At 64.5% G+C, this 26,260-nt stretch carries 26 protein-coding genes; 6 read left to right on the top strand and 20 right to left on the bottom strand.

Annotated features, from left to right (window positions below; translation table 11 throughout):
• Nucleotides 1-70 precede the first annotated feature (70 nt).
• From CBY09_RS16925 to CBY09_RS16885, 9 genes are all read right to left on the bottom strand, one after another.
• Complete coding sequence (locus CBY09_RS16925) at nucleotides 71-1,105, bottom strand: PfkB family carbohydrate kinase (protein ID WP_094290770.1); 1,035 nt, start codon at nucleotides 1,103-1,105, stop codon at nucleotides 71-73.
• Nucleotides 1,106-1,133: 28 nt separating this feature from the next.
• A complete protein-coding gene (xylB, locus tag CBY09_RS16920) occupies nucleotides 1,134-2,681 on the bottom strand; it encodes a xylulokinase (RefSeq protein ID WP_094290769.1) in 1,548 nt (515 codons plus the stop codon).
• Between the two features lie 181 nt (nucleotides 2,682-2,862).
• Nucleotides 2,863-3,795 carry an AraC family transcriptional regulator gene (locus CBY09_RS16915; protein WP_094290768.1) on the bottom strand — a complete coding sequence of 311 codons (933 nt, stop codon included), beginning with the start codon at nucleotides 3,793-3,795 and terminating at the stop codon, nucleotides 2,863-2,865.
• Nucleotides 3,796-3,827: 32 nt separating this feature from the next.
• Nucleotides 3,828-5,219 carry a D-arabinitol 4-dehydrogenase gene (dalD, locus tag CBY09_RS16910; RefSeq protein WP_094290767.1) on the bottom strand — a complete coding sequence of 464 codons (1,392 nt, stop codon included), beginning with the start codon at nucleotides 5,217-5,219 and terminating at the stop codon, nucleotides 3,828-3,830.
• 19 nt (nucleotides 5,220-5,238) lie between these two features.
• The gene (locus CBY09_RS16905) at nucleotides 5,239-5,982 is read right to left on the bottom strand and encodes an SDR family oxidoreductase (protein WP_420807457.1); all 744 of its coding nucleotides are present in this window, start codon (nucleotides 5,980-5,982) and stop codon (nucleotides 5,239-5,241) included.
• Complete coding sequence (locus CBY09_RS16900) at nucleotides 5,979-7,022, bottom strand: ABC transporter ATP-binding protein (RefSeq protein WP_094290766.1); 1,044 nt, start codon at nucleotides 7,020-7,022, stop codon at nucleotides 5,979-5,981. The genes CBY09_RS16905 and CBY09_RS16900 overlap by 4 nt, the downstream gene beginning before the upstream one ends.
• A 50-nt stretch (nucleotides 7,023-7,072) precedes the next feature.
• Nucleotides 7,073-7,918: a carbohydrate ABC transporter permease gene (locus CBY09_RS16895; RefSeq protein ID WP_094290765.1), complete on the bottom strand. Its 846-nt coding sequence runs from the start codon at nucleotides 7,916-7,918 to the stop codon at nucleotides 7,073-7,075.
• A gap of 18 nt (nucleotides 7,919-7,936) precedes the next feature.
• Entirely contained in the window at nucleotides 7,937-8,800 is an 864-nt protein-coding gene (locus CBY09_RS16890; protein WP_094290764.1) for a carbohydrate ABC transporter permease, read from the bottom strand.
• Between the two features lie 146 nt (nucleotides 8,801-8,946).
• Nucleotides 8,947-10,278, bottom strand: a complete 1,332-nt coding sequence (locus CBY09_RS16885) for an ABC transporter substrate-binding protein (protein ID WP_094290763.1) — start codon at nucleotides 10,276-10,278, stop codon at nucleotides 8,947-8,949.
• Nucleotides 10,279-10,719: 441 nt separating this feature from the next.
• Between CBY09_RS16885 and CBY09_RS16880 the strand changes: the two genes are divergently transcribed.
• Both CBY09_RS16880 and CBY09_RS16875 read left to right on the top strand, forming a co-directional pair.
• Entirely contained in the window at nucleotides 10,720-11,007 is a 288-nt protein-coding gene (locus CBY09_RS16880) for a DUF4148 domain-containing protein (RefSeq protein ID WP_094290762.1), read from the top strand.
• A 92-nt stretch (nucleotides 11,008-11,099) separates the two neighbouring features.
• The gene (locus CBY09_RS16875; protein ID WP_094285955.1) at nucleotides 11,100-11,393 is read left to right on the top strand and encodes a DUF4148 domain-containing protein; all 294 of its coding nucleotides are present in this window, start codon (nucleotides 11,100-11,102) and stop codon (nucleotides 11,391-11,393) included.
• A gap of 146 nt (nucleotides 11,394-11,539) precedes the next feature.
• Here CBY09_RS16875 and CBY09_RS16870 read toward each other — a convergent pair whose 3' ends face one another.
• A complete protein-coding gene (locus CBY09_RS16870) occupies nucleotides 11,540-12,052 on the bottom strand; it encodes a GNAT family N-acetyltransferase (RefSeq protein ID WP_094290761.1) in 513 nt (170 codons plus the stop codon).
• Nucleotides 12,053-12,164: 112 nt separating this feature from the next.
• Between CBY09_RS16870 and CBY09_RS16865 the strand changes: the two genes are divergently transcribed.
• The 4 genes from CBY09_RS16865 to xth all read left to right on the top strand — a co-directional run bounded on the left by CBY09_RS16865 (nucleotide 12,165) and on the right by xth (nucleotide 15,124).
• Nucleotides 12,165-13,034: a thymidylate synthase gene (locus CBY09_RS16865; RefSeq protein ID WP_094290760.1), complete on the top strand. Its 870-nt coding sequence runs from the start codon at nucleotides 12,165-12,167 to the stop codon at nucleotides 13,032-13,034.
• A gap of 100 nt (nucleotides 13,035-13,134) precedes the next feature.
• The gene (locus CBY09_RS16860) at nucleotides 13,135-13,749 is read left to right on the top strand and encodes a DUF4337 domain-containing protein (protein ID WP_094290759.1); all 615 of its coding nucleotides are present in this window, start codon (nucleotides 13,135-13,137) and stop codon (nucleotides 13,747-13,749) included.
• Between the two features lie 31 nt (nucleotides 13,750-13,780).
• On the top strand, nucleotides 13,781-14,272 hold the full coding sequence (locus CBY09_RS16855; protein ID WP_094291202.1) for a dihydrofolate reductase: 492 nt from the start codon (nucleotides 13,781-13,783) through the stop codon (nucleotides 14,270-14,272).
• Between the two features lie 75 nt (nucleotides 14,273-14,347).
• Nucleotides 14,348-15,124: an exodeoxyribonuclease III gene (xth, locus tag CBY09_RS16850; protein WP_094290758.1), complete on the top strand. Its 777-nt coding sequence runs from the start codon at nucleotides 14,348-14,350 to the stop codon at nucleotides 15,122-15,124.
• Nucleotides 15,125-15,279: 155 nt separating this feature from the next.
• Here xth and ntrC read toward each other — a convergent pair whose 3' ends face one another.
• From ntrC to CBY09_RS16800, 10 genes are all read right to left on the bottom strand, one after another.
• The gene (gene ntrC, locus CBY09_RS16845) at nucleotides 15,280-16,923 is read right to left on the bottom strand and encodes a nitrogen regulation protein NR(I) (RefSeq protein WP_094290757.1); all 1,644 of its coding nucleotides are present in this window, start codon (nucleotides 16,921-16,923) and stop codon (nucleotides 15,280-15,282) included.
• A 54-nt stretch (nucleotides 16,924-16,977) separates the two neighbouring features.
• On the bottom strand, nucleotides 16,978-18,003 hold the full coding sequence (glnL, locus tag CBY09_RS16840; protein WP_094290756.1) for a nitrogen regulation protein NR(II): 1,026 nt from the start codon (nucleotides 18,001-18,003) through the stop codon (nucleotides 16,978-16,980).
• Nucleotides 18,004-18,084: 81 nt separating this feature from the next.
• Nucleotides 18,085-18,612, bottom strand: a complete 528-nt coding sequence (locus CBY09_RS16835; protein WP_094290755.1) for a hypothetical protein — start codon at nucleotides 18,610-18,612, stop codon at nucleotides 18,085-18,087.
• A gap of 220 nt (nucleotides 18,613-18,832) precedes the next feature.
• On the bottom strand, nucleotides 18,833-20,248 hold the full coding sequence (gene glnA / locus CBY09_RS16830) for a type I glutamate--ammonia ligase (RefSeq protein ID WP_094291201.1): 1,416 nt from the start codon (nucleotides 20,246-20,248) through the stop codon (nucleotides 18,833-18,835).
• A gap of 172 nt (nucleotides 20,249-20,420) precedes the next feature.
• Entirely contained in the window at nucleotides 20,421-21,242 is an 822-nt protein-coding gene (locus tag CBY09_RS16825; RefSeq protein ID WP_094290754.1) for a competence/damage-inducible protein A, read from the bottom strand.
• On the bottom strand, nucleotides 21,239-22,180 hold the full coding sequence (locus CBY09_RS16820) for an EI24 domain-containing protein (RefSeq protein ID WP_094291200.1): 942 nt from the start codon (nucleotides 22,178-22,180) through the stop codon (nucleotides 21,239-21,241). Before CBY09_RS16820 ends, CBY09_RS16825 begins: the two co-directional genes overlap by 4 nt.
• A 41-nt stretch (nucleotides 22,181-22,221) precedes the next feature.
• Complete coding sequence (locus CBY09_RS16815; RefSeq protein WP_094290753.1) at nucleotides 22,222-23,235, bottom strand: sterol desaturase family protein; 1,014 nt, start codon at nucleotides 23,233-23,235, stop codon at nucleotides 22,222-22,224.
• An 87-nt stretch (nucleotides 23,236-23,322) separates the two neighbouring features.
• On the bottom strand, nucleotides 23,323-24,084 hold the full coding sequence (locus CBY09_RS16810) for a polysaccharide deacetylase family protein (protein WP_240515763.1): 762 nt from the start codon (nucleotides 24,082-24,084) through the stop codon (nucleotides 23,323-23,325).
• A gap of 65 nt (nucleotides 24,085-24,149) precedes the next feature.
• Entirely contained in the window at nucleotides 24,150-25,133 is a 984-nt protein-coding gene (locus CBY09_RS16805; RefSeq protein WP_094290751.1) for a YncE family protein, read from the bottom strand.
• A 195-nt stretch (nucleotides 25,134-25,328) separates the two neighbouring features.
• The gene (locus tag CBY09_RS16800; RefSeq protein WP_094290750.1) at nucleotides 25,329-26,087 is read right to left on the bottom strand and encodes a 16S rRNA pseudouridine(516) synthase; all 759 of its coding nucleotides are present in this window, start codon (nucleotides 26,085-26,087) and stop codon (nucleotides 25,329-25,331) included.
• Nucleotides 26,088-26,260: the final 173 nt, after the last annotated feature.

Genomic DNA, 26,260 nt, shown 5'->3' with positions numbered 1-26,260 from the left:
CCTCCGCAAATCTGCAACAGGAAATGATAGACGGCCTGCCCCTCCAACGACGGTGCCCCAAACCCGGATGTCAGCGCGGGTCTTGGGCTGCTGGATGCTGCTCGCTCCATGCGCGCGCTGCCTCCCAGCCCGGTGGCACGCAGCCCTGCTCCATCACACACAGGCTGGCGCTGGCCAGCGCATGGCGCAGCGCCAGCTGGCAGGCGTCGGCCGTCAGCCCGTCCACAAACTGCGTAAAACTCGCAACCCCTGCAGCCTGCGATTGCCGCAGCAAATGCGCCAGCAGCCCCGCCAGAAAACTGTCGCCCGCGCCCACGGTGTCCACCACCTGCAGCGGCTGGGCTTCTTTCGCAAAACATTGCGCGCCGCTGCGGTGCAGCAGCCATGCGCCTTCCGCCCCCAGTGTCAGCGCCAGCAGATGGGCTTGCGGGTTGGCGGCCAGCAGATGCTGCGCGCGGGCCAGGGCATCGGCGCCGGGCACAGCCAGATGCTCCAGGTCTTCGTCGCTGGCCTTGATGATGTGGGCGTGGGCCAGCGCGGCGTGCACCATGGTGCGGTAGGCCGCCAGGTCGGGCATGACGGAGGGGCGCAGGTTGGCATCGACCACCACGCAGCGGCCTGCGGCGCGCTGGGCGGCCAGCCATGGCAAGTAGATGGCCGTGTCGCGCGCGTCGAGAGCCAAAGCGCCGGTGCAGACCAGCTGCAGCGCGGGCAAAGCCGCGCAGCTTTCGCCCAAACCCGCGGCGGACACAGCGCGGTCTGCCACACCTTCGCGGTAGAAGGCGTAGTCGGGGTGGCCATTTGCATCGAGATTGACCACGGCCAGTGAGGTGACTTGCTGCACAGGCTCGGGCTGGGCCAACACCACGCCGTCGGCCACCAACTGAGCTGCCAGCTCGCGGCCAAAGCGGTCGCGCGACAAGGGGTTGAGGTACTGCGTGCCCACGCCCTGCCGGGCCAGCGCACGGCACAGGTTGTAGAGCGCGCCGCCCAGGCACGGCAGGTAGCTGCCATCGGGGCGGCGGATGAGGTCGATGAGGGCCTCGCCTGCGATGGCGGCGTGGATGGGCGTCGTAGCGGTAGAGGTGTTGGGTGCAGAAGTCATGGTGGCTTGGGGAGAAGCAGGCAGCGCGTCAGAACTGCGATTGCAGTGCGGGGTACAGCGCGACAAATCGGGCATAGCGGTCGGCCAGCAAGGCTTGTTGTGCAGGCTGTGGCATGAAGATGGCATCAGCAGTCAAGGGCTGGCACCAGTGGGCCTCGTCCCCGCCACAGGCCATGGCCGCCAGGCGGGCCGCGCCCAGAGCGGCGGCGGCGTGTGCGCCCTGCGGGCGCTGCAAAGAGGTGTCGAAAGCGCTGGCCAACAGTTGCGCCCAGGGGTTGCTGCGCGCGCCACCACCGACCAAAGCCAGGGCGCTGTCGGCGGCGCCTGGTGCTGTACGGGCATCGACAAGTTCAGCCTGAACAGGGGCGGTCGAACCAGCAGCATCAACCGCAGCATCGCCCTGCCCGGCCCCTGCGGCGCGCATCGCATTGAGGCCATCAAGCAGGCCAAAGCCCACGCCTTCCATCACGGCATAGGCCAGGTCCGCCGCGTCGTGCTCGGCGCGCAGGCCCATGAAAACGCCGGTGGCCGCCGCGTTGTTGTGCGGCGTGCGTTCGCCGCTCAGGTAGGGCAAAAACAAAGGTGCCAGGGCACGGCGGCCGGGTGCCAAAGCGCCCACGGCGTCCGACAGTTGCGCCTCGTCACCGCGCCCTGTGAGCCGGGTGACCCAGCCAAACGCACTCGCTGCACTGAGCATGACCGACATGTGGTGCCACCGCTGCGGCAGCGCGTGGGCAAAGGCATGCACGGCGCGCTCGGTGGCAGGCGCAAATGCATCCGTCACCCGAAAGACCACGCCCGAGGTGCCCAGCGACACAAAGCCCTGCCCGGCAGTGCGGGCGCCCACACCCACGGCACTGGCGGCATTGTCGCCCGCGCCAGCGGCCACGACGACACCTTTACCGAGCCCCCAGCGGCGCGCCACGTCGCTGCGCAGCGTGCCCGTGGGCGCGCTGCCCTCGGCCAGTGCGGGCATGTGCAATGTATCGAGCCCACAGGCTTGCAACATGGCCGGGCTCCAGGCGCGGGCCTGCACGTCCAGCCACAGCGTGCCTGATGCGTCGGACATGTCGCTCACTGCATCGCCGCTGAGTTGCAGACGCAGCCAGTCCTTGGGCAGCAGCACGGTGCGGATCTGGTCGAACACGGCGGGCTCGTGCGTGCGCAGCCACTGCAGCTTGGGCGCGGTGAAGCCGGGCATGGCGAGATTGCCGGTGATCTGGCGCGAGGTGGGCACGGCGTCTTCCAGCTGCGCACATTCGGCGCTGGCGCGGCCGTCATTCCACAGGATGGCGGGGCGCAGCACCTGGCCCTGCGCCCCCAGCACCACCGCGCCATGCATGTGGCCCGACAGGCCGATGCCGCGCACCTGCGCCCAGGCGGCAGGCACCTGCGCGCGCAGCTGCGCCACGGCAGCCTCCAGGGCTGCCCACCAGTCGGCCGGGTGCTGTTCGCTCCATGTGGGCCGGGGGCGGTGCTGGGGCACGGCAGCATCGGCCGTGGCGACCACGGCTTGCGCATCGTCCAGCAGCAGGAGCTTGACACCCGAGGTGCCCAAATCGATTCCGAGGTACATGGTGGGTGGCGGGGTCGGCGGGATGCCACGCGGGCGCAGGATCAGATTGGAGGGCGGGCCGTGGCTTCGAAAGGCTCAGCCCGAACGGTGGGTGGGTGACGCGGGGGAGGGTCGCAGGGTGATTCGGTGGGAACGATCTTCAACACTCACCAGCCCTTCACCCTCCAGACCGCTGCGGGCCTCACACCTTGCCAAACCTTCCCGCGCCCTGCTTGCGAAACTCGCTGGGCGTCATGCCCTTGATGTCCAGGAAGCGGCGGTTGAAGTTGGCCATGTTGTTGAAGCCCACGTCGTACGCGATGTGGGTGATGTAGCGGTCGGACTCCATGAGCAGCTGGCACGCGCGGTTCACGCGGACCAGGTTCACGAAGTCGGTGAAGGTGTTGCCCGTGGCGCGGCGGAAGAAGCGCGAGAAGCGGCTCTCGGTCATGCCCAGCTCCTGCGCCAGGTCAGCGGCGGCCAGGGGCTCGGCCAGGTGGTCGGTGATGCGGCTCACGATGGCGTTGATCTGGTCAAGCTGGGCGTCGTTGTCTTCGCTTTGCAGTTGCGTGCTCGACAGCAGGCGAAAGTCGGTGCAACGCGCCAGATCGCTCAGAAATTCGCAGAACGCGCCAAACCGGGCCAGGCCTTGCCGCGCCTTGATGCGGTGCCAGTGTTCTTGCGCCTGCGCCTCCATGCCGAAGAACTCGATGCCGTGGCGCGCGCGCTCCAGCAGGGGCAGCACCTCGCGCAGCTCAGGAATGCTTTCACTGCTGGCCACCAGCGGCGCGTGCGAGAACTGGATCACCAGGTCGCGCAGCGGCACACCGCCTTCGGGCAGATCCATGCTGATCCAGTTGTGCGGCAGGCGCGGGCCCGTCAGCACCAGATGGCCGGGCTGAAACTGCCCGATCCAGTCGCCCACAAACACCTTGCCCGAGGTGGCCGTGATGAGGTGCAGCTCGTACTCGTCGTGGTAGTGCCAGCGCGCCAGCGGCGTGGGAAACCCGTGGGCCAGGCAACGGATGAAGCCCGCAGTGTCCGGCGACTCGTAGCCCAGTGCGGGCGAGCGCACATAGTCGTGCTCCAGCTCGGGTTTGGTCTGGCGCGGGGCGGTGGACGTTTTCACGGTCATGGTGGTGGTGCTGGACGGAAGTTACACCAGCATCAGGCGCCTGTCCGCTGCGCCACAAAGGCCAGCACGCGGGCGTAGGCTTTGCGCAGGGCATCCACCAGCCGGGGGTGGCTGGCCATCTCGCCCCACAGGGTGGTGTCGGCTGCGAAGGCGGCTACGGGGTCGGCGGCATCGCAGATGGCATGGGCCACGGCCGGGTCCATGGCCTGGTCCTGGTAGGTGTAGGGGATCTGCCCGGCATGCCAGCGCTGCAGGTAGGCCAGGAACAGTGCGGGCAGCAGGGCTACGCTGTCAAACGATGCATTGCGCGCCAGCTTGTCGCGGATGGTGGGCGCGATCATGCCTGGGATCTTGGAGAACGCGTCCATGGCCACGCGCTGGTTGGTGTCAGCGATGGCGGGGTTACCAAAGCGGTCCAGCACCACGTCGCGGTAGCGCGCGAGGTCGATGGGGCACGGCAGCAGCACGGGGATCGCATCGTCGGTCACGTAGTCGTAGGCCATTTGGCGGATGGCCGCATCGTGCGTGCCTTCGTGGATGTACTGGTAGCCCACCAGCGTGCCCGCCCAGGCAATGCAGCTGTGGGTGGCGTTGAGCAGGCGGATCTTGGCCTCTTCGTGTGCCTGCACCGACTGCACCATCTCCACGCCTACCGTCTCCCACGCGGGCCGGCCGGCGATAAAGTCGTCTTCGATCACCCACTGGATAAAGCTCTCGCCCATCAGGGCAGCCTTGTCGTCCCAACCCGTTGCAGCCTTCACGCGCTCGGCCACATCGGGCGTGGGGCGCGGCGTGATGCGGTCCACCATGGCGTTGGGGCTGGTGGTGTTCTGCACCACCCACTCTTTCAGTGGCTCATCGCCCAGCGCCTCGATGAACTGCAGCAGGCCGTTGCGCGAGCGCTCGCCGTTGTGGCGCAGGTTGTCGCAGTTCATCAGCGTCACGGGGCCCGTCCCGGCTGCCCTGCGCGCGCGCAGGATGCTGACCAGGCCACCGTAGATCGTGTGGCCAGCTTGTCCCGCCTTCACGGCCGCGAGGTCGGCGCGCAGGTCGGCAAACGTGGACCAGTCGAGCTGGTTCTGGGCATCCAGGTAGTAGCCTGCCTCGGTCACCGTAAAGCTGATGATGCGCGTGGCCGGATCGGCACCGGCGGCGATCAGCGGGGCAAGGTCGTCTTGGTACGGGATCACGCGCTGAATCGACTCGATGACGGTGTAGCTGCGCTCGCCCTGGGGCGTGACGGTCTCCAGCGTGTAGCGCCCGCCCTGCGCCTGCAGGGCCGCAATCGTGTCTGCCATGTCGGGGCGCAGGTTACCGCCCGCGATGGCCCAGTCCGTGCTGCCCTGCTGGCGCAACTGGTGCATATAGACGGCCTGGTGCGCGCGGTGGAAGGAGCCCAGGCCCAGGTGCAGGATGAAATTCATGGTGCGTGACAGCGGGTTTCTAGAGATCAAAATTGGTGGGCATCATCACGACGTCGCGGATGGTCATGCCGCGCGGGCGGGTGAGCATGAAGAGCACCACATCGGCCACTTCGGAGGCCTCGATGAGGCTGCCGCTGGCCTTGGCCTCGGCGAGCTTCTCCGCGGGCCAGTCGGCCAGCAGCGAGGTGATGACGGGCCCGGGCGAGATGGAGCCCACGCGGATGCCATGCTTGAAGACTTGACGGCGCACGGTCTGCACGAAGCAGTTGACCGCCCACTTAGACGACGCGTAGACGGGCTCCCACGGCGTGGGGAAATGCGCTGCCAGCGAGCTGGTGACGATGATGTCCCCCCGGCCGCGCTCGATCATGTGGGGCAGCACGTTGTGCACGTTCTTCATCACTACGTTGACGTTCAGGTTCAGCATGCGGTCGATGGCGTCAGGGTCGGCATCGACGAGATCGCCGCCCACATACAGCCCCGCGTTGGCATGAAAGATGTCGAGTGGGCCCGCGATGCCCAGCGTGCGCTGCAGCAGGCTGGCGCACTGCTTGGCATCCAGCAGATCGAGCACCAGCGGCGAAGCGCGTTCGCCAATGGCCGTGCAGGCCTTGGCGAGCGCCTCCTCGTCGCGGTCGATCAGCACCACGCGCGCGCCCGCATCGGCCATGACCTGGGCGCTGGCAAAGCCAATGCCAGAGGCCGCGCCAGTGATGGCCGCCACCTTGCCGTGGAGTGGGAATTGGAGGCTCATGACCGTCATGCAGCCTGTCGGGCCACCACACGGCCTTGGGGGTCGAACCAGTGGCCTTGCGAGGCGTCGATGTCCAGGCTCACCGCATCGCCAGCGCGCAGGCCTGTGCGGTCGTTCTGGCGCGCCACAAACTGCGCGCCGCTGGGCGTGCTCACGTAGATCAGCGTCTCTGCACCCAGTGCTTCCACCAGGTCCACCCGACCCGGCACCGGCGTCGCGCCGGTGTTGCGTACAGTGATGTTCTCAGGTCGCAGGCCGATGGCGCCGCCCTCCGCCCCGGCGGGTGCCTGCTGCTGCACGGGCGATGGCAACTGCGGCAAGGGCACCACATTCATCTGCGGCGTGCCGATGAACTGGGCCACGAACTGGTTGGCAGGTTTGTCGTACAGCTCCAGCGGCGTGCCCACCTGCTCGATGACGCCGTCGCGCAGCACCACCACGCGGTCGGCCAGCGTCATGGCCTCCACCTGGTCGTGCGTGACGTAGATGGTGGTCGCACCCAGGTCGCGGTGCAGCTTGGCGATCTCTACACGGGTCTGGCCGCGCAGCGCCGCGTCAAGGTTGGACAGTGGCTCGTCAAACAGGAACACCTTGGGCGCGCGCACGATGGCGCGGCCGATGGCCACGCGCTGGCGCTGCCCGCCCGACAGCTCCTTGGGCGTGCGCTGCAGGTACTGCGTGAGGTTGAGGATGCGCGCGGCGTTCTGCACCTTCTCGTCGATGACCTGCTTGTCCGCCTTGGCGAGCTTGAGCGCAAAACTCATGTTCTCGTACACGCTCATGTGCGGGTACAGCGCGTAGCTCTGGAACACCATGGCCAGGTCGCGCTTGCTCGACGGCTGGTCGGTGATATCTCGGCCGTCGAGCATGAGCGAGCCACCGTCGATGGCTTCAAGCCCTGCGATCAGCCGCAGCAGCGTCGACTTGCCGCAGCCCGAGGGGCCGACGAAGACGATGAACTCGCCTTGCTGGATGGAGAGGTCGATGCCCTTGATGGCGCGGTGTTCACCAAAGAATTTCTCGATGCCGCGCAGTTGAAGGTAGGCCATGGAATCGGGTTCCTGAATGCTTTGAAAACTGGGGAGATGAACGCTGCGCTTTACTTGACCGCGCCGAACGTGAGACCTTGGACGAGCTGCTTCTGGCTGAACCAGCCGAACACCACGATGGGCGCAATGGCCATGAGCGAAGCCGCAGACAACTTGGCCCAGAACAGGCCCTCGGGGCTGGAGTACGACGCGATCAGCGTGGCGAGCGTGCCGGCCTTGGCGGCGCTGAGGTTCAGGCTCCAGAAAGCCTCGTTCCACGACAGCACAAGGCACAGCAAGCCGGTGGATGCCAGGCCGCCCATGCCCAGCGGCAGCAGCACCAGGCGCACCTCCTGCCATAGCGTGGCGCCGTCCATGCGCGCGGCCTCCAGGATCTCGTGCGGGATGTCCTTGAAGTGCGAGTACAGAATCCAGACCATGATGGGCAGGTTGGACAGCGCGAACACGATGATGAGCGCAAGCTGCGTATCCAGCAGGTGGCTCTTTTGCGCCAGCACGTAGATGGGCACCAGCGCGCCCACGGCGGGCATCATCTTGGTGGAGAGCATCCACATCAGGATGTCCTTGGTGTACTTGCCCTTGAAGAAGGCCATGGCGTAGGCCGCAGGGGCGGCGAGCATCAGGCCCAGCAGGGTGGAGAGCACGCTGGTGATGACCGAGTTCTTGGCATACAGCAGGTAGTCGCTGCGCTCCTGCACCTCGTGAAAATTCTCCAGCGTCGGCGTGAAGACGAACAGCGGCGGCACGGCGATGGCCTGCAGCTCGGTCTTGAAGGCGGTGAGGAACAGCCACCCCAGCGGGAAGAACAGCAGCAGGGCCACGCCCCAGGCGGCTGCGGTGCGCAAGGCCAGCAGGCCGAGCGGAAAGTTGGAACGGCGTCGTTTGGTTGTTGTCATGTTCGTTGCCCCTGGGTCTTACTTGTCGAGGTTCTTGCCGACCATACGGATCAGGAAAACCGCCGCAATATTGGCCAGCACGACGGCGAACAGCGCGCCGGCAGAGGCCACGCCCGCGTCGAAGTTGAGCAGCGCCTGCTTGAAGATCAGGAAGGTGACGTTGGTGCTCGCATCGCCCGGCCCACCGGCGGTGGTGGTGTAGATCTCGGCAAAGATGCTGAGCAAGAAGATGAGTTCGATCATGACCACCACGGCCACCGAGCGGCCCAGGTGCGGCACGTACAGGTAGCGCAGCTGCTGCAGGTAGTTGGCACCGTCCATGCGCGAGGCTTCCAGCTGCTCGTGGTTCATGCTCTGCAGCGCGGTCATGAAGATCAGCGTGGCGAACGGCAGCCACTGCCACGACACCATGACGATGACGGAGAACAGCGGGTGGTCGGTAAGCCAGTCCACGGGCTGTGCGCCAAAGAACATCCACACCTGCGCGAGCACGCCGTAGATGGGGTTCATCATCATGTTCTTCCACATCAGCGCGTTCACCGTGGGCATGACGAAGAACGGCGAGATCAGCAGCACCCGCACGATGCCCCGGCCCGGGAACGGCTCGTTGATGAGCAGCGCGATCGCCACGCCGAAGAACACCGTGATGAGGATCACGCTGCCCAGCAGCAAGATGGTGTTGACCACTGCCGCGCCGAACGATGGGTCAGTGACGAAGTACTCGAAATTCTCCAGCCCAGCAAAGCCCGTTTGGTCGGGCTGCATGAGGTTGTAGCGGATGAGCGAGAAGTAGATCGTCATCACCAGCGGCACGATCATCCACAGGAAGAGCGTGGCCATGGCTGGCGTGAGCAGCAGACGGGGGAGCAGGCGGCGGTTCATGGGAGCCTCAGAAAAAAGTCCAGCGGAAATAGGCGTTCAGTCGGCGTCGCGAGCGGGCCGAGGCGGGGTCGCTGTACCGCAGCCGTACTCTCGTACGGCGAGGAACACCGGCCCCGGATCGGCCCGCGCAGTAGCCGAATGAATGCCTATTTGTAGTAGCCAGCCTTCTTCATCTCACGGTCAGCCGACACCTGCGATGCCTTCAGCGCAGCATCCACCGTCGTCTTGCCTGCGAGCGCGGCGCTCATCTGCTGCCCCACCGCAATGCCGATGGCCTGGAACTCAGGAATCGCCGCGAACTGCACGCCCACGTACGGGCTCTTGGGCAGGGTCGAATCGGTCGGGTTGGCCGAGTCGATGGCGACCTTCTCGGCGGCGGCAAAGCGGGCGGCCTTCTGGAACTCAGGTGACGCATAGGTGCTCTTGCGCGTGCCGGTGGGTACGTTGGCCCAGCCGTTGGTCTTGGCCACGAGCTGGATGTAGTCCTTGCTGGTGGACCAGGTGATGAATTTCTGCGCGGCATCCACCTTCTTGGACCCTGCGGGGATCGCCAGATTCCACGACCACAGCCAGTTGGCGCCCTTGGGCGTGTTCATGGTGGGAGCCTGCGCAAACGCCATCTGGTCCGCCACCTTGGACTGCTTGGGGTCGGCCACAAACGACGCGGCGATGGTCGCATCCACCCACATGCCGCACTTGCCGGAGTTGGTCAGCGCCAGGATCTCGTTGAAGCTGTTGGCCGACGAGCCAGGCGGGCCGTAGTTCTTCAGCAGGTCCACGTAGAAATTGATCGCTTCCTTCCAGGGCTTGGATTCGAGCTGCGGCTTCCACTGCATGTCGAACCACTGGCCACCAAAGGTGTTGACCAGCGTGGACAGGAAGGCCATGTTGTCGCCCCAGCCCGGCTTGCCGCGCAGGCAGATGCCGTACACCCCGTTCTTGGGGTCGTGGATCTTGGCGGCCAGGTCCTTGATCTGCGGCCAGGTGGGGCGCTCGGGCACTTGCACGCCCGCCTTGTCGGCCAGGTCCTTGCGGTACATGAGCATCGAGCTTTCGCCGTAGAACGGCGCCGCGAACAGCTTGCCGTCGATGGACAGGCCGTTGCGCACGGCGGGCAGCAGGTCGTCCACGTCGTAGGCGGCGTCAGTCTTCAGCTCCTGCAGCCAGCCCTTTTTGCCCCAGATGGGCGCCTCGTACATGCCGATGGTCATCACGTCGAACTGGCCACCCTTGGTGGCGATGTCGGTCGTCACGCGCTGGCGCAGCACGCCCTCTTCCAGCGTCACCCACTTGAGCTTGATGTCGGGGTGGGCCTGCTCGAAGTTCTTGCTGAGCTTCTGCATCTCGATCATGTGGCCGTTGTTCACGGTGGCAATCACGAGCTCGGTCTGCGCATGCGCAGCGGCGCCGCACAGCGATGCCGCCAAGGCGGCAACGGCCAGGGCCAGGCGGGTGTGTGGACGGGTGGAACGGGGCATCGGAACGTCTCCTGCGTAGTTGGTATGGATCTGCCATTCAACGCCGGTCGGATCACGGCATTGATGGGCTGAACGATACCGATGCTCTGATGCTCAGTTGATACTTTGAAAAGCCTTACACATACTAATTTTCGCCAGAATCTCAGGATTTATACCTAGATACATCAATTGGGTATGTGCATTGCGGGCCTGGGATGCCTGCCATGGCGCTGCGGGGCACTGCGCAAACTCGGCACAAGGGCGCACCCTGTTCGTCCCCACTGTTTCGAATACTGGAACAGTCAGTTCGCGACTCGGTGGTTTTTCTCTGAACACCATCGGCGTACAGTTCATCCCATCGATGAGCCGAACCCGCAAGGCGACTCACCGAACCCGGTTCAGGAATGGTTTTTTGACCCGGCTTTTTTGAGACGCTTTTTTAACTTCAAGGACTTATCCATCATGAACAACACCGCACGTTTCCTCTCCATCGCCGCTGTCGCTGCTTTCGCCTCGTTTGGTGCCCACGCTGACGAAGCCGATGCTTCGCAGTTCGCCACCCAATTCGAAACCAACCGCACCCGCGCCGAAGTGGCCGCTGAAGCCGCCACTGTGGCCCAGACCCGCAGCCAAGAGCCTGCTGGTTCGCGTGTGGTGACCTACAAGAGCACCGCTGACCGCGCTGCTGTGCGTGCCCAGGCTGCCGACGCTGTGCGCACCGGCCAGATCGCCTACGGCGAGCGTGGTTGATTGGTCAGCGCCTGATTCGCTGAATCCACCGCTCTTGCTGTTTCGTATTGCCCCGTACATCCCTGTTTTTTGAATTTCACCGGAGTTTCACCATGAACAAGACCGCTCGTATCATCTCCATCGCCGCTGTGGCTGCTTTCTCTGCCTTTGGCGCACACGCTGACGAAGCCGACAGCTCGCAATTTGCCCTGAAGTTCGACACGAACCGCACCCGCGCTGAAGTGGCTGCCGAAGCCGCTACCGTGGCACAGACCCGCAGCCAGGAGCCTGCTGGTTCGCGCGTGGTGACCTACAAGTCCACCGCTGACCGCGCTGCTGTGCGTGCCCAGGCTGCTGAAGCCCTGCGCACCGGCCAGATCCCTTCGGGCGAATTCAGCGCCATGTAATCGGTTGATCGATTGACACAGTTGCGGGACTTCCCATGGTGGTGGCATCTCACGGTTGTGGGTGCTGCCACCATGTGGAAGTGTTTCCCCCCGCCCCCATGAAAGGGCTCCCGCATGGGAGTCCTTTTTTTGCATCAGGGAAAAGCTCAGGCCACCAGCGTCTTGAACATCACGTGGGCATCGACATAGCCCAGCGTGTGGTGCCGGAAGGCCCCGGGCAGCGTGCCCACGACCGCAAAGCCCAGGTGCTGCCACAGCCGCACGGCGCGCACATTGCTGGCCACCACCAGGTTGAACTGCATGGCCCGAAAACCCATGGCCACCGCCTGCTGCTGGGAATGCTCGCACATCAACGAGGCCACGCCTTGCCCCTGCGCGACCGGCGCCACCACATAGCCACAGTTGCACACATGGGCGCCCAGCCCGGCCTGGTTGGGCTTGATGAAGTAGGTGCCCAAAATCTGCCCGCCCACGCCGCGGGCAACAAAGGTTGCGGCAGGCAGTTCTACCCAGGCTTTGTGGATCTCGCCCTCGGTGCTGTCAGGGGCAAAGGCATACGTGTCGCCCGCCTGAAAGGTGGCGCGCAGGATGGGCCATACGGCGGGCCAGTCGGCAGCTTCGAGGGGGCGGATGGTGGCGGGAGTGGCAGGAGTCGTCATGGCAGATGCAAGGGATGGAAGGCGAGTCCCGCATTCTCCCGCTCCGCATAAAATCCGCTGTCGGCAACGGCCACCTTTTGATGGCGGCGCCCCACTCTGAGTGATCGATCCCATGACCCAGCCTTCTGCCGCCCCGGCAGCTCCTGCCTTGCTCGCCCGCCCCGCGCGCTCCCAGTACGAAGACTTCATGCGCCATGTGTTCACCCACGGCGTGCACAAGTCGGACCGCACGGGCACCGGCACGACCAGCGTGTTCGGGCACCAGATGCGGTTTGACCTGAAGGAAGGCTTTCCTCTGGTCACCACCAAGAAGGTGCACCTCAAGTCCATCATCCAGGAGCTGCTGTGGTTCCTCACCGGATCGAGCAACAACAACTGGCTGAAAGAACGTGGCGTGACCATCTGGGACGAATGGGCGCGCGAGGATGGAGACCTGGGCCCGGTGTATGGCGTGCAGTGGCGCAGCTGGCCCACGCCGGACGGCGGGCACATCGACCAGATCAGCGACGTGATCCAAACGCTCAAGACCAACCCCGACTCGCGCCGCATCATCGTGAGCGCCTGGAACGTGGCCGAGCTGCACAAGATGGCGCTCATGCCCTGCCATGCGTTCTTCCAGTTCTACGTAGCCCCGGCGCAGGAGCCCGGCGGGCGCGGCACGCTGAGCTGCCAGCTCTACCAGCGCAGCGCAGACATCTTCCTCGGGGTGCCCTTCAACATCGCCAGCTATGCGCTGCTGACCCACATGGTGGCGCAGCAGTGCGACCTGGATGTGGGCGACTTCATCTGGACCGGCGGCGACTGCCACATCTACAGCAACCACCACGAACAGGTTGAGACGCAGCTGGCGCGCACGCCCTACCCCTACCCCGTACTGAACATCAAGCGCAAGCCGGACAGCATCTTCGACTACCAGTACGAAGACTTTGAAGTGGTGGACTACCAGTGCCACCCGGCCATCAAGGCGCCCGTGGCGGTGTAGCCCCAACCGGCGCCCGCCCTTAAAACCCGTTTCCGCAGGCAAACGCAGTAGCGCTTGCCCGGCGTCCATTCATCCACAACCATCACCCCCACGCTTACCCATGTCTTCCGGCGGATTTCACGTACACGGCCCCCACGACCACGCAGTCGAGCATGCCACCCATGGCCACCATGGCGACCACGCCTCCAGCCATGGCGCGGAGGGCAATGGCTCGTCCATGAACAAGATCGCCATGTTCACCGCCATCGTGGCCACGGTGGGTGCCATCTTTGCCTACATGGGCGGGGCCACGCAGGCCAATGCCGGGCTGCTCAAGAACGATGCGGCCATCAAGAAGACCGAGGCCTCCAACCAGTGGAATTACTTCCAGTCCAAAAGCACCAAACAAAGCCTGGCCGAACTGGCACGTGACCTGACCCCGGCCGAGACCGAAAAGGCCAAGTACCAGGGCAAGATCGACCGCTACGAAAAAGAAAAGAACGAGATCAAGGCCGTGGCCGAAAAGCTGGAGGCCGATGCCCATGCCTTCGACCAGAAAAGCGAAGCCCAGATGCACCAGCACCACCGCTGGGCCCAGGCCACCACGGCGCTGCAGGTGGCAATTGCCTTGGCCGCCATTGCGCTGCTGACCAAGAAGAAGTGGCTGGAATACGGCATGTATGGCGTGGCCGCCGTGGGCCTGGGCGTGGGCGCGCTCGCCGCCCTGCACATCTGACCAGATCAACCCCCACAAAACACCGAGCCCCATGCCCCTGCACCTCATCTACGCCCGCGCCGCCAATGGCGTCATCGGCCGGGACAACCAGCTCCCCTGGCACCTGGCCGAGGACATGGCGCACTTCAAGCAGCTCACCCAGGGTTGCCCGGTGGTCATGGGCCGCAAGACCTGGGACTCGCTGCCTCCGCGCTTTCGCCCCCTGCCCGGCCGCAGCAACATCGTGGTGACGCGCCAGACCGACTGGCAGGCCGACGGCGCGCACCGCGCAGGCAGCCTGGCCGAGGCCCTGGCGCAATGCGATGCGGCCCAGACGGTGTGGGTGATCGGCGGCGCGCAGATTTACGCCGAAGCCCTGCCCCTGGCCGACCGCGTGGAGGTGACCGAGATCGACCAGCCCTTCGACGGCGACGCCTACGCCCCCACGCTCGGCCCGGAATGGGCCGAGTCGGCACGCAGCAGCCGCCAGGTGGGCAGCAACGGACTGCCGTTCAGCTTTGTGACCTACGTGCGCGCGGCCTGAGTGCCACTGCGCTTTTACTCACTTATTGATAGCTACTAGCGCTTGATGGACGGGCGCAAAGGGCCAAAAAAATCTATGCAAATCGCCACCTGGAATGTGAACTCCCTGTCGGTGCGCCTGCCCCAGGTGCTGGCCTGGCTGGCCGCCAACCCGGTCGATGCGCTGTGCCTGCAGGAACTCAAGCTCACCGATGACAAGTTTCCGCACGACGCCCTGAAAGAGGCCGGCTACGAAGCCGCCGCCTTTGGCCAGAAGACCTACAACGGCGTGGCCATCCTCAGCCGCCACCCGCTGCGCGATGTGGTGCGCAACATCCCCGCCTTTGGCGACGAGCAGGCCCGCGTCATCGCCGCCACGCTGGACACGCCGGCAGGCCCCCTGCGCCTGCTCAACGGCTACTTCGTCAACGGCCAGGAACCAGGTTCGGAAAAGTTTGCCTACAAGATGCGCTGGCTGCAGGCGCTGCAGGACATGGTGCGCGCAGAGATGGCCGCCCACCCGCGCCTGGTGCTGGTGGGCGACTTCAACGTGGCCCCCGAAGACCGCGACTCGTACGACCCCGAGGGCCTGCGCGAGACCATCCACCACACGACCGAAGAACGCAACCACTTCCAGGCGCTGCTGGGGCTGGGCCTGACCGATGCGTTCCGCATGTTCGAGCAACCCGACAAGAGCTTCTCGTGGTGGGACTACCGCATGCTGGGCTTCCAGAAAAACCGGGGCCTGCGCATCGACCACATTCTGGTGAGCGAGGCCCTCAAGCCCACGGTGACGGCCTGCGTGGTGGACCGCGCCCCACGCAAGAACCCGCAGCCCAGCGACCACACACCGGTGGTGGTGACCCTGGGTTGATTTGCTACTGATTCAATAGCTATAAAGGAAATAGGGGCGCGCGCAAACGGCCTCTTTTTCCTTGATTTTTGAATCACCCAAGTCAAAGAGCCCCTGGCAGCTTGCCGCTGCCAGGGGCTCTTTTCAATCCGGCTATGCAGCCACGACGCGGGCAGTTACGCCTCGTCGGGTGCGTCCAGCCCCAGCTCCTGGATCTTGCGCGTGATGGTGTTGCGCCCAATACCCAGGCGCTGCGCGGCTTCCATGCGGCGCCCATGGGTGGCCACCAGGGCCGTGCGGATCAGGCGCGACTCAAAGCGCCGCGTGAGCGCATCCCACACCTCGGGCTGGCCGCCCGCCAGCAGCTTTTGCGCCTCGGTTTCCAGCGCCTGCTCCCAGCTGTGGACTGCCGCAGCGGGGGCTGCGGCTGCCACCGCATCGGCCGACCAGGATGGCGCGGCGGCAGGCATGGGCGCAGGCACCGCAGGGTGGTGCAGCCCTCCCACCATGTCGGACGCAGGCTGCGGCGCGGCAGGGGCCTGCGCCACGGGCACCACCGCGGCCAACGGCGCCACGGGCATGGATGTGACCGTGGCCGCAGGTTCTGCACCCGGCGTGGCGCGCACCGGCGGCTGGTAGACCGGGGCCTCCAGCACTTCAGGGGGCAGGTCTTGCAGGGAGATCACCTGCGCGGGTGCCATCACTGTCAGCCAGTGGCAGATGTTCTCCAGCTGGCGCACGTTGCCGGGGAAGGCGAACTGCTCCAGCCGCGCGAGCGCCGAGTCGGCGATGCGCTTGGGTTCCACGCCCAGCTGCCGCGCGCTTTGCTGCAGGAAGTGGCGCGTGAGCATGGGCACGTCTTCGTGCCGCTCGCGCAGCGCGGGCAGGCGCAGGCGGATCACGTTGAGGCGGTGGAACAAGTCCTCGCGGAAGCCGCCTTCCTTGACGCGCTGCTCCAGGTTCTGGTGAGTGGCAGCAATCACGCGCACATGGGCCTTGACAGCCGCATGGCCGCCCACGCGGTAGAACTGGCCGTCCGACAGCACGCGCAGCAGGCGCGTCTGCAGGTCAAACGGCATGTCGCCGATTTCGTCGAGGAACAGCGTGCCGCCCTCGGCCTGCTCGAAGCGGCCGCGCCGCTGGGTCTGGGCTCCGGTGAAGGCGCCGCGCTCGTGGCCGAAGAGTTCGCTCTCCAGCAGGTCCTTGGGGATGGCTGCGGTGTTGATGGCCACAAAGGGGCCGTCTGCCACGGGCGAATGCTTGTGCAGCGCACGCGCCACCAGTTCCTTGCCCGAGCCCGATTCGCCGGTGATGAGCACCGTGACCTGGCTTTGCGACAACCGCCCGATGGCGCGGAACACGTCCTGCATGGCGGGCGCCTGGCCCAGCATTTCGGGGGTCGCGGTCTGGCGTTCTTCGGTGACTTCTTCGCGTTGGCTTTCTTCCACCGCGCGGCGGATCAGTTCCACTGCCTTGGGCAGGTCGAAAGGCTTGGGCAGGTATTCGAACGCGCCGCGCTGAAAGGCCGACACGGCGCTGTCGAGGTCGGAGTACGCCGTCATGATGATGACGGGCAGGCCGGGCTGCAGCTCGCGCACCTTCTCCAGCAGCTGCAGGCCCGAACCGCCGGGCATGCGGATGTCGCTCACCAGAACCTGGGGGCCCTGGCGGGCAGGGTCGCCTGCGGTGACATCGGCCAGTGCGTCCAGCACTTCGCGGGGGTGCGTGAAGCTGCGCGTGGGCAGGTTCTCGCGGGCCAGCGCCTTCTCCAGGACGAAGCGGATCGAGGGGTCGTCATCTACTATCCAGATCGGCTTCATATGTTTTTCTAACCTTCCCTGTGGTTGCGTGTCAGGGACCGTCGTGCGTGGTTGTCAAGGCAGCGGGATCAGGATGCGGAAGTCGGTGCGACCCGGTACGCTGTCGCATTCGATCAACCCGTGGTGGCGCTGCACGAAGGTTTGCGCCAACGTCAGCCCCAGCCCTGATCCGCCGTCCCGCCCCGACACCAGTGGATAAAAAATCCGTTCCTTGATGGCATCGGGTACGCCCGGTCCGTTGTCGATGACATGCAATTCCAGTGCCAGCCGGTAGCGCTGCCGGCCGAACGTGACCTGGCGGGCCACGCGGGTGCGCAGTGTGATCACGGCATCGCCCGCAGCAATGCGGTCGGTGAGCGCCTGGGCGCCGTTTTGCACGATGTTCAGCAGCGCCTGGATGAGCTGGGCGCGGTCGCCCCGGAACTCGGGGATGGAGGTGTCGTAGTCGCGCTGGACCTTGAGGCCCTGCGGGTATTCGACCAGCACCAGCGAACGCACACGCTCGCACACCTCGTGGATGTTCACGTCGCCCACCAGGTGCGGATGGCGGTGCGGCGCGAGCAGCCGGTCCACCAGGCTTTGCAGGCGGTCGGCCTCGTGGATGATGACCTGGGTGTATTCGGTGAGCTCGCGGTTGTCAAGCTCCATCTCCAGCAGTTGCGCCGCGCCCCGAATGCCGCCCAGCGGGTTCTTGATTTCATGGGCCAGGTTGCGGATCAGCTCCTTGTTGGCCTGGGCCTGGTCGCGCAGGCGCTCTTCGCGGTCCTGGCGCGCTTGCTGCTCCAAGGGCCACAGCTCCACCAGGATTTCGCCCACCTGCTCGGCATCGGCCACGTTGACATGCACGGGCACCGGGTCCTGGTGCAGGCGTTTCAGGCTGGCCTCGTAGCGCAGCGCTGCAAAATCCTTGCCCCGGGCGCCCGCCAGGGCGGTCTGCAGCAAGGCGGGGTCGGTGAAGAAGGTGGAGAAGTCCGCCCCTTCCAGGGTGCGGCGCGAGAGGCCCAGCGTGTTTTCCAGGGCGGCGTTGGCAAACTGCACGGCACCATCATCCGCACGCAGCACCGCCACCAGGGTGGACATCAGGTCCAGGGAATGAAAACGCCCGGTGTCAGTGCCGGGAAGGTCGGAGGAAGAAGGGGCACTCACGCGCAATCACCGCTATCAGTTGGTGGGTGCAGCAGGGGCAGGCAGGCGGGCAATCTCGCGCTTGATCCCTGCAATGTCGCTCTCGCTGCGAGCCAGGCTGGCCTTGAGTTCGGCCGTGCGCTCGGTGTAGCGCTGAGGGTTGCGCAGATCCAGCGCATTGCGCTCGGGCGCGCCGTTGTTGTATTCCTTGAGCAGTTCGGCATGGCGCGTTTCCGCCTTGCGCAGCTCGGACTCCAGAATGGCACGGGCATCCGAGTCGCGGGACTTTTGCTCGTTGTTGCTCACGCGGGGCGCAGTGGCGGGTGATGTGGCGGAAGACGTGGCTGCAGCGCCACCGCCACCGGCGGCAGGGGCTGCAGCAGACGCCGGGCGGGTGCCCTGCACCACGGTGACATTGCCCCCTTCGACCAGTTTGCAGCCACGCTCCTTGGCCTGCTGCGCGTTGTTGGTGTATTCGTTGCCGCAACGGTAGATGCGGTCTTGCGCCTGGACTACGGGGACGGTGGCGGCGGTGAGGAGCAGGGTGATGAGTGTTTTATTCATTCGGTTTCCTCGCACGGACATGCAGGGGTCGAGGGAGTATCCCCCAATCACCCCGCATCTCCAATCCAACAAAGACAGACCCTTGCAGGGCTGTGTATACGGATGCAACACCTGACGCCTTGGTTCCGTCGCATGCGTTCGACGCGTCCGCCCTCTTCGCCCGCCCATGAAAAAAGGCGGCTTGCGCCGCCTTTTTGAGCAATGGTCTGCAAGCAGACGATTACAGCGAGTAGTACATGTCGTACTCGACAGGGTGCACGGCCATGCGGAAGCGGGTCACTTCGTTCATCTTCAGATCGATGTAGGCGTCGATCATGCTGTCGGTGAACACGCCACCCTTGGTCAGGAACGCGCGGTCCTTGTCCAGGTGCTCCAGGGCCTGGTCCAGGCTGTGGCACACGGTGGGCACCAGCTTGTCTTCTTCTGGAGGCAGGTGGTACAGGTCCTTCGTGGCGGCTTCGCCAGGATGGATCTTGTTTTCCACGCCGTCCAGACCGGCCATCAGCAGGGCAGCGAAGCCCAGGTAGGGGTTCATCAGTGGATCGGGGAAGCGGGCTTCCACGCGACGGCCCTTGGGGTTGGCCACATAAGGAATGCGGATCGAGGCAGAACGGTTCTTGGCCGAGTAGGCCAGCTTCACCGGGGCTTCGAAGTGGGGCACCAAGCGCTTGTAGCTGTTGGTGCCGGGGTTGGTGATGGCGTTCAGGGCACGGGCGTGCTTGATGATGCCGCCGATGTAGTACAGCGCGAAGTCCGACAGACCGGCATAGCCGTCGCCAGCGAACAGGTTCTTGCCGTCCTTCCACACGGACTGGTGCACGTGCATGCCGGAGCCGTTGTCGCCGTGGTAAGGCTTAGGCATGAACGTGGCGGTCTTGCCGTAGGCGTTGGCCACGTTGTGGATCACGTACTTTTGCAGGATGGTCCAGTCGGCGCGCTCGACCAGCGTGCTGAACTTGGTGCCGATTTCGTTCTGGCCAGCGCCCGCCACTTCGTGGTGGAACACTTCGACCGGGATGCCCAGGGATTCGAGGATCAGGGACATCTCGGCGCGCATGTCTTGCGTGCTGTCAACGGGAGGCACGGGGAAGTAGCCGCCCTTGACGGTGGGACGGTGGCCGCGGTTGCCGCCTTCGAGCTTGGCGCCGGTATTCCAGGGGGCTTCGTACTCTTCGATTTCGTAGAACGTGTTGTTGGGTTCGGTGCTCCAGCGCACGCCGTCGAAGATGAAGAATTCTGGCTCGGGACCGAAGTAAGCGGTGTCGCCCAGGCCGGAGGCCTTCAGGTAGGCTTCAGCGCGCTTGGCGATGGAGCGTGGGTCGCGGTCATAGGCCTTGCCGTCGGTGGGCTCGATCACGTCGCAGGTCAGGATCAGCGTCGTTTCTTCGAAGAAAGGATCGATGTTGGCCGTGCTCGGGTCGGGGATCAGCTGCATGTCGGAGGCTTCAATGCCCTTCCAACCGGCGATCGACGAGCCGTCAAAGGCATGGCCCGAAGTGAACTTGTCTTCGTCGAAGTGAGAGACGGGCACCGTGGTGTGCTGTTGTTTGCCACGGGTATCGGTGAAACGGAAGTCAACGAACTTGACTTCGTTCTCCTTCACCATCTTCATCACGTCTGCAACGGTCTTGGCCATCAGGTTCTCCTGGGTAAAGCGCTTGTTGAAAAAAGATTTTGCCGAAATAAAAGCAGTTTGCGTGCCAGCCGAGTGCACTACCGCACTATGAAGGAGCGCCGCAGACTACGGGTTGGCACGGCATCCGCCAAAAAGCACCAAAACAGTGCAATCCTTGGATCAAGCCTGAACATCACAGATTGCGCACCAATTCAGGGCCGCAATTTGCACCAAATTCGTGCAACCCTTGTTTCAGATCCTGCCATGCAGCAGGAACCGAGGATGCCGGCCCTTTGACGCCCAGCTCGATATGCCGCCCGTATTGTGGATGATCCACGCTGGGCAGACTGAACACCCGCACCAGCGGATGCATTTTTTCAATGCGCTCCATGAGAGGCGTCAACGCCGCCTCCATGGCGCCGTAGACCACCACCGACTGCTCGGTCTGGGGCGTGCGGTTGAAGAATTCCGCGTAGTGCCGCTCCAGCACCTCTTCGATCATGGGCCAGGCCATCACGGGAAAGCCCGGCACAAAATGCACGGCCCCTCCGCCCGCACCCTCGCAGCTGAAGCCGGGGATCTTGTTGTAGGGATTCGGAATGATGCGGGCCCCTGCCGGAAACACCCCCATGTTGAGCCGATGGATGTTGTCGGGCCGGTCGGCCTCGTAGGGCACGCCTTGCTCCCGCGCCACGTCCTGCATACGTTCGCGGATCAGGGCCTCGGCCTCAGGGTGCAGCAGCAGTTCACGCCCCAGGGCGCGGGCGGCACACTGGCGCGTGTGGTCGTCGGGCGTGGCACCAATCCCGCCGCACGAGAACACCACGTCGCCCGATGCAAAGGCACGCTGCAGGGTCGCCGTGATGCGGTCAGGGCTATCGCCCACATAGTCCGCATAGGCCAGCGACAGGCCTCGTGCCGCCAGAAGCTCAATGACCTTGGGCATGTGCTTGTCGGCACGTTTGCCCGACAGGATTTCATCGCCCACGATGATGAGGCCGAAGGTGGGGGTCATGGTGCTGGATTCTCGGAGGTCGGAGATGGAGCCGGAGGCAAGGCGGCTGCAGAGGACGCGGCGGGCAACGCAGAAGCCACCACCGCAGGAGGCCCGGCGGCATCGGCCACATCGGCAGTGACAACCACGGGCGCCAGCCCGGCAGACTCGGCACGCAGGCGCTGCAGCGCTGCCAGACCGTAATGGGTAAACCAGAGCGACGAGAACGCGAACACCAGGGTGTAGATCCAGATGGCCAGCGGAACCAGGATGAAAAAGGCCGCTGCAAACACGACCCCGGACGCCCAGACAATGCTGGGCGCCGCCCCCAGGTAGCCGGTGATGATGCCAATGCCCAGCAGGCTGCTGCGGTGGCGGCGGAAGATCTCCTGACGCTCTTCCTTGCTGGCATGGTCGGCCAGAGCATCAAACACCATGACCCGGTAGGTGAGCCAGCCCCAGATCAGGGGCGGCAGCACCAGCACGAGCGGCGGCACCAGCCACAGCGGAACCGACACCACAAGGGCCACCAGCGCCAGCAGGGTGGAGCCCACCGACCAGGCCACGCTGGCAATGAAGGAGCCGCCCTTCTTGCGCTCCAGATCGGGAAACCGCCGCTCGGCCACCAAAGCCACCAGGGCGGGTGTCATGAGCACGGCCACTGCCAGCAGCGACACCACCACCAGCACGGGCGCCACGGCCAGCACCACCATCAGGGGGGCCATCACGGCAGTCACATCCCCCAGGCCCCAGCCCTGGAGCCAGCTCCAGACGCTGGCCAGTAACGTGGAGGCATCCAGCATTGCGCGCATGCCCTGAACCGCCACATCCCAGTAGAAATAACCTAGGCCCAGTGCCAAAGCCACCATCAGCAATAGCGGCAAGACCGACAGGGCCACAACACGCGGCCGCAGGCAATAGACCGCAGCGCGCCAGAAAGAGTCAAGCAGAAGTCCCATGTCGGCAAGCATACCTTGGGTGCCTAAGGGGGGGAGACAAATCAGGCTTTGCCGAACAACCTCAGCACGCCCCGCCATTGCTGGGACCAGAACCCCTGGCCGTAGTCGCGCAACCGCCCTTTCGCATCGGGCTCGACCTGGTCGCGCACGCCGGTGGGGTCAAAGCGCCATTCGAAGTTGGCCGTGTGCATCAGCATGTCCCACCAGGGCAGCAGCACCCCGAAATTGTGGCCGCCCAGCACCACACGGGGTCCTTCGGACTTCGCACCGTCGGCTGCAGCCACCGCAGGCTTCACCGTCTCATGGCCAATGCCAATGCTGTGGTGCAGGCGGTGGAAACGCGGGCTGACCCACAGGCGCTCGCCCCAGTGGCCAAACCACAGACGCACATTGGCATGCTGAAAGCTCTCGCTGAGCTGGGTGATGGCCACAATGGCGATGAACTGCCCCGGGGCCACGCCAATCGCCTGCGCGACAACCACCAAAATCGTGTCCCGCAGCAGGTCGTCGAGCAGGTGGTTGCGGTTGTCGCTCCACATGGTCATCTGCTGCTGCGCATGGTGCAGGGAGTGCAGGCGCCACCACCATTCGAAGTGGTGCTGGCCCCGGTGGATCCAGTAGTCCACAAAATCGAACACCACCAGGTACAGCAGCAGGCTTACCCAGGGGATGTCCGTGATCCCCGGCCAGACGCCATCCAGCTGGAAGGTGCTGATCCCCGCCACGCGCAAAGCTCCGAACAGGGAGTCGGCCAGCGGGTCCACCGTGAAGAACAAGGCCAGGCGGAACACGCCCAGCCGGTGGATCAGCGTGTAAAGGATGTCGGTGCGGATGGTGGCTCGGTTGGTCACCGGCTCCACCGGCCACAGGTGCTGCATCGGGCCGATCACGGCCACGATCATCGCCAGCTGCAGCAATCCCACCAGAAGCCAGCCTGCGGCCTCATAGCCAGTCTCCAACACGCTGCTCAGGCCCAGCGAGAACATCAGCGGCTGCAGCACGCTCTCAAACAGCCACTGCTGTACACCGTCAAACCAACCGCTCAGCGATCCCATCACATCATGCTCCCATGCCTACGCTGCAACAGGCCGCGCAGCAATCGCCTGCATCGGCATCCGCGCAACCCACCGCCCTGTTGTCCATCAGCGGACGACCCCATACTGGGGGTGTTCCCGCAAGGTCCGAAAGCAGAAACCCTGCTGCTTGAGGCCCACAATTAAGGGCTCCAGCACGGTTGGCGCCCACGGGTCCTTGCGCGACCAGATACCGAGGTGCGCCAGCAGAATGTCGCCGCTGCGCACGTCACGCAAGGCCTTGCGCAGCAGGGCCGCATTGCTGGCGCTCTCACTGGGCAGCTCATCCCCCAGAAAGCCTGCGGGCGACCAGCCCACATGCGCATAACCGCAGGCCTGCGCGGTGGCGATCAGCTGGGGGGATGTTTTTCCTCCGGGCGCGCGGAACAGAGGCAGCGGCGTCTTGCCCGTCAGCACCTTCAGGCGATCGGCAGCACGGCCAATCTCCGCGCAGTACTCGGCAGCCGACATCTGAAAGCTCTGCCCCTCCCGGGGACCTGCTGAAGGGCGCACGCGAAACACCGGAGCTTGCGCCGTGCCCACATCCGCACGCCAGTAGGTGTGGTCCCAGGTGTGTGAGGCGAATTCGTGGCCCTCGGCCGCGCGCGCGCGCCACCAAGGCGCCCAGTGGTCGCCCAGGCTGCCGTCGCCTTCCTTGGTCCGTTCGTTGGCCGCAAAAAAAGTCACCCGCACCTGCTGGCGGTTCAACACATCGGCCACCAGGGGCGCCACCTCCATGTGACCGGTGTCGAACGTCAAATACAGGGGTTTCTTACAATCATTTTGGGCGCTTGCATCCGATGGGCATGCGGTTATTGCTACAAATAACATAGCAAACTGCCACCCCGACATTGGTTTGTGGCCCAGCCTTGCGCGCACGGCCTTCACCCTCGCCCTCAACGCGGTGCGTGGTGCAAGGTCCAGACGCCGTGGGGTGACTTGCCCACCGTGACCTGCCGCACGACCTTCTTGGCTTCGGTATCCACCACCGACAGCTTGCGGGCCCAACGCGAACTCACGTAAATGAAGCGTCCATCGGCAGACACATCCATGCAGTCGGGGCCACCCGGCACGGGGTACGACTCCACCACCTGGTAAGTTGTCATGTCGATCTTGCTGATGGAGTTGGCCACGCGGTTGCTCACGTAGAGATGGCGGCCATCCCCTGCAGCGCGAAATGCATGGGCACCGTTGCCGGTCTTGATCTTCCGAACGCTGACCGGCTCACGCCCCGAGACATCAAACACTTCAACACTGTCGCTGCCGGTCAAGCCGACAAACAAGCGCTTGTCGTCGGGACTGCCGTACACATCCGCCGGCATGGTGCCGGTCTTGATGCGCCATTTGATGGTCTGGGTGGCGATGTCCATGGCCACCAACTCATCACTGTCCTGCATGGTGGCGTACACCGTGGTACTGCGGCTGTCGATCCACAGATGGCTGGGCGTGCGCGATGTGGCCACACGCTGCACCAGCGTCAGGTCCTTGCCATCCCAGCGATAAAAATCCACATGGTTCAACCGGTTCGCAGCGGTAATGAACCACTTCATATCGGGACTGAAGCGGAGGTGGTAAGGGTCCACAATGCCGCGCACCATACGCTGTACCTGGGCCGTGCGCGGATCAATGAACGTCAGCGTGTCGCCCAAAGCATTGGCCACGATCACCGACTTTTCATCCGGTGTCAGGTAGAGATGGTGCGGCTCTTTGCCCGTAGGGATCCGGGTTGTCTCCGTCCAGGTCGCCGGGTCAATGACACTGACATTGGCCTCCAGCGAATTGAGAACAAACAGGGGGGGCACTGAAGCGCCCGCGCCTCCGATGGACAGCCACAGCCCACACAGGGCAACACATGTACGTGCAATCGAAAAAATCTTCACAGAGCCACTTTCAACACAGCCTGTGAGTGTAGCGTCCCGCCCACCCGTACCCGGCGATTGCAGGAGTAACGCGGCGCGTCAAACATGAACATTGATCAAGGTCATGCACCAGTATGCTCTTCGATCAGCTCGTCCTACCCCGGGCCCCTGCCACCCAGCGCGATGCACTGATGGGCAACTGCCCTACCCCCTCCTTCAGCCAACCTGGGTCAAGAGCTGCATCTCATCTTCGCCAAGCCAGCGCCAGGCACCAGGGGCCAGGTCCGCAGGCAAATCCATGCCGCCAACTCTGGAACGGTGCAGCCCTTCCACCCGGTTGCCCACGGCAGCCAGCATGCGCTTGACTTGGTGGTACTTGCCTTCTGTCAGGGTCAGGTCCAGGCGGTGGCTGCCAACCACCTCGCAACCTGCTGCGCGAACCGGCTTGGGATCGTCATCCAGCACCACTCCTGCCAATAACTGGGTCACCTGGGCACCATCCACAGGGTGCTTGGTTGTGACCTGGTAGACCTTGGGCACGTGCTTCTTGGGCGAACTCATGCGGTGAATGAACTGCCCGTCATCGCTCAGCAGCAGCATGCCGGTGGTGTCCTGATCGAGACGTCCGACAGCCTGGACCCCTTGCACCGCACTTTTTGTAGGCCGCTGCCGCAATGGCGCGGGCAACAGCGTGTAGATGCTGGGATAGGTGGATGGCTTCTGGGAACATTCGGTCCCGGCAGGCTTGTTCAGCAGCACATAGGCCTTGGCATGGTAGGGCCAGTCAACGCCCTGAACCCGCAAAACCAGCCCTTCGGGATCGTAATCAGAGGTCGCATCGGTACAAGGGCGGTATTCGTACTCAGCTGCGGCCACAGTCGGCTCACGCACAGCCACCCAACCTTGCTGCACCAGTCCAGCGCAGACGCGGCGTGTGCCAAACCCTTGGGAATACAGAATCTCTTGTAGTTGCATGGCAAAAGCAGAGTGAATCAGCGGGCTGCTCCGAGAGTCAAGGCAATCCAGTTATTGCACGCAACTCAAAGCGAAAAGTTTGTGGACCTGCAAAGCAAAAAACCCCAGTCTAAATAGACTGGGGTTTTCTGGGCTGTAAGAGCCTGACGATGACCTACTTTCACACGGGAACC

The organism is Acidovorax kalamii, from assembly GCF_002245625.1.
Lineage (GTDB): Bacteria > Pseudomonadota > Gammaproteobacteria > Burkholderiales > Burkholderiaceae_C > Acidovorax > Acidovorax kalamii.
Note: the sequence above shows the minus strand (reverse complement) of the source record. Positions and strands in the feature narration are given on the sequence as shown.

Coding starts and splice junctions, on each gene's coding strand:
- CBY09_RS16925 (WP_094290770.1), bottom strand. CDS start 1,105: ATGACTTCTGCACCCAACACCTCTACCGCTACGACGCCCATCCACGCC.
- xylB (WP_094290769.1), bottom strand. CDS start 2,681: ATGTACCTCGGAATCGATTTGGGCACCTCGGGTGTCAAGCTCCTGCTG.
- CBY09_RS16915 (WP_094290768.1), bottom strand. CDS start 3,795: ATGACCGTGAAAACGTCCACCGCCCCGCGCCAGACCAAACCCGAGCTG.
- dalD (WP_094290767.1), bottom strand. CDS start 5,219: ATGAATTTCATCCTGCACCTGGGCCTGGGCTCCTTCCACCGCGCGCAC.
- CBY09_RS16905 (WP_420807457.1), bottom strand. CDS start 5,982: ATGACGGTCATGAGCCTCCAATTCCCACTCCACGGCAAGGTGGCGGCC.
- CBY09_RS16900 (WP_094290766.1), bottom strand. CDS start 7,022: ATGGCCTACCTTCAACTGCGCGGCATCGAGAAATTCTTTGGTGAACAC.
- CBY09_RS16895 (WP_094290765.1), bottom strand. CDS start 7,918: ATGACAACAACCAAACGACGCCGTTCCAACTTTCCGCTCGGCCTGCTG.
- CBY09_RS16890 (WP_094290764.1), bottom strand. CDS start 8,800: ATGAACCGCCGCCTGCTCCCCCGTCTGCTGCTCACGCCAGCCATGGCC.
- CBY09_RS16885 (WP_094290763.1), bottom strand. CDS start 10,278: ATGCCCCGTTCCACCCGTCCACACACCCGCCTGGCCCTGGCCGTTGCC.
- CBY09_RS16880 (WP_094290762.1), top strand. CDS start 10,720: ATGAACAACACCGCACGTTTCCTCTCCATCGCCGCTGTCGCTGCTTTC.
- CBY09_RS16875 (WP_094285955.1), top strand. CDS start 11,100: ATGAACAAGACCGCTCGTATCATCTCCATCGCCGCTGTGGCTGCTTTC.
- CBY09_RS16870 (WP_094290761.1), bottom strand. CDS start 12,052: ATGACGACTCCTGCCACTCCCGCCACCATCCGCCCCCTCGAAGCTGCC.
- CBY09_RS16865 (WP_094290760.1), top strand. CDS start 12,165: ATGACCCAGCCTTCTGCCGCCCCGGCAGCTCCTGCCTTGCTCGCCCGC.
- CBY09_RS16860 (WP_094290759.1), top strand. CDS start 13,135: ATGTCTTCCGGCGGATTTCACGTACACGGCCCCCACGACCACGCAGTC.
- CBY09_RS16855 (WP_094291202.1), top strand. CDS start 13,781: ATGCCCCTGCACCTCATCTACGCCCGCGCCGCCAATGGCGTCATCGGC.
- xth (WP_094290758.1), top strand. CDS start 14,348: ATGCAAATCGCCACCTGGAATGTGAACTCCCTGTCGGTGCGCCTGCCC.
- ntrC (WP_094290757.1), bottom strand. CDS start 16,923: ATGAAGCCGATCTGGATAGTAGATGACGACCCCTCGATCCGCTTCGTC.
- glnL (WP_094290756.1), bottom strand. CDS start 18,003: ATGTCCACCCTGGTGGCGGTGCTGCGTGCGGATGATGGTGCCGTGCAG.
- CBY09_RS16835 (WP_094290755.1), bottom strand. CDS start 18,612: ATGAATAAAACACTCATCACCCTGCTCCTCACCGCCGCCACCGTCCCC.
- glnA (WP_094291201.1), bottom strand. CDS start 20,248: ATGGCCAAGACCGTTGCAGACGTGATGAAGATGGTGAAGGAGAACGAA.
- CBY09_RS16825 (WP_094290754.1), bottom strand. CDS start 21,242: ATGACCCCCACCTTCGGCCTCATCATCGTGGGCGATGAAATCCTGTCG.
- CBY09_RS16820 (WP_094291200.1), bottom strand. CDS start 22,180: ATGGGACTTCTGCTTGACTCTTTCTGGCGCGCTGCGGTCTATTGCCTG.
- CBY09_RS16815 (WP_094290753.1), bottom strand. CDS start 23,235: ATGGGATCGCTGAGCGGTTGGTTTGACGGTGTACAGCAGTGGCTGTTT.
- CBY09_RS16810 (WP_240515763.1), bottom strand. CDS start 24,084: ATGTTATTTGTAGCAATAACCGCATGCCCATCGGATGCAAGCGCCCAA.
- CBY09_RS16800 (WP_094290750.1), bottom strand. CDS start 26,087: ATGCAACTACAAGAGATTCTGTATTCCCAAGGGTTTGGCACACGCCGC.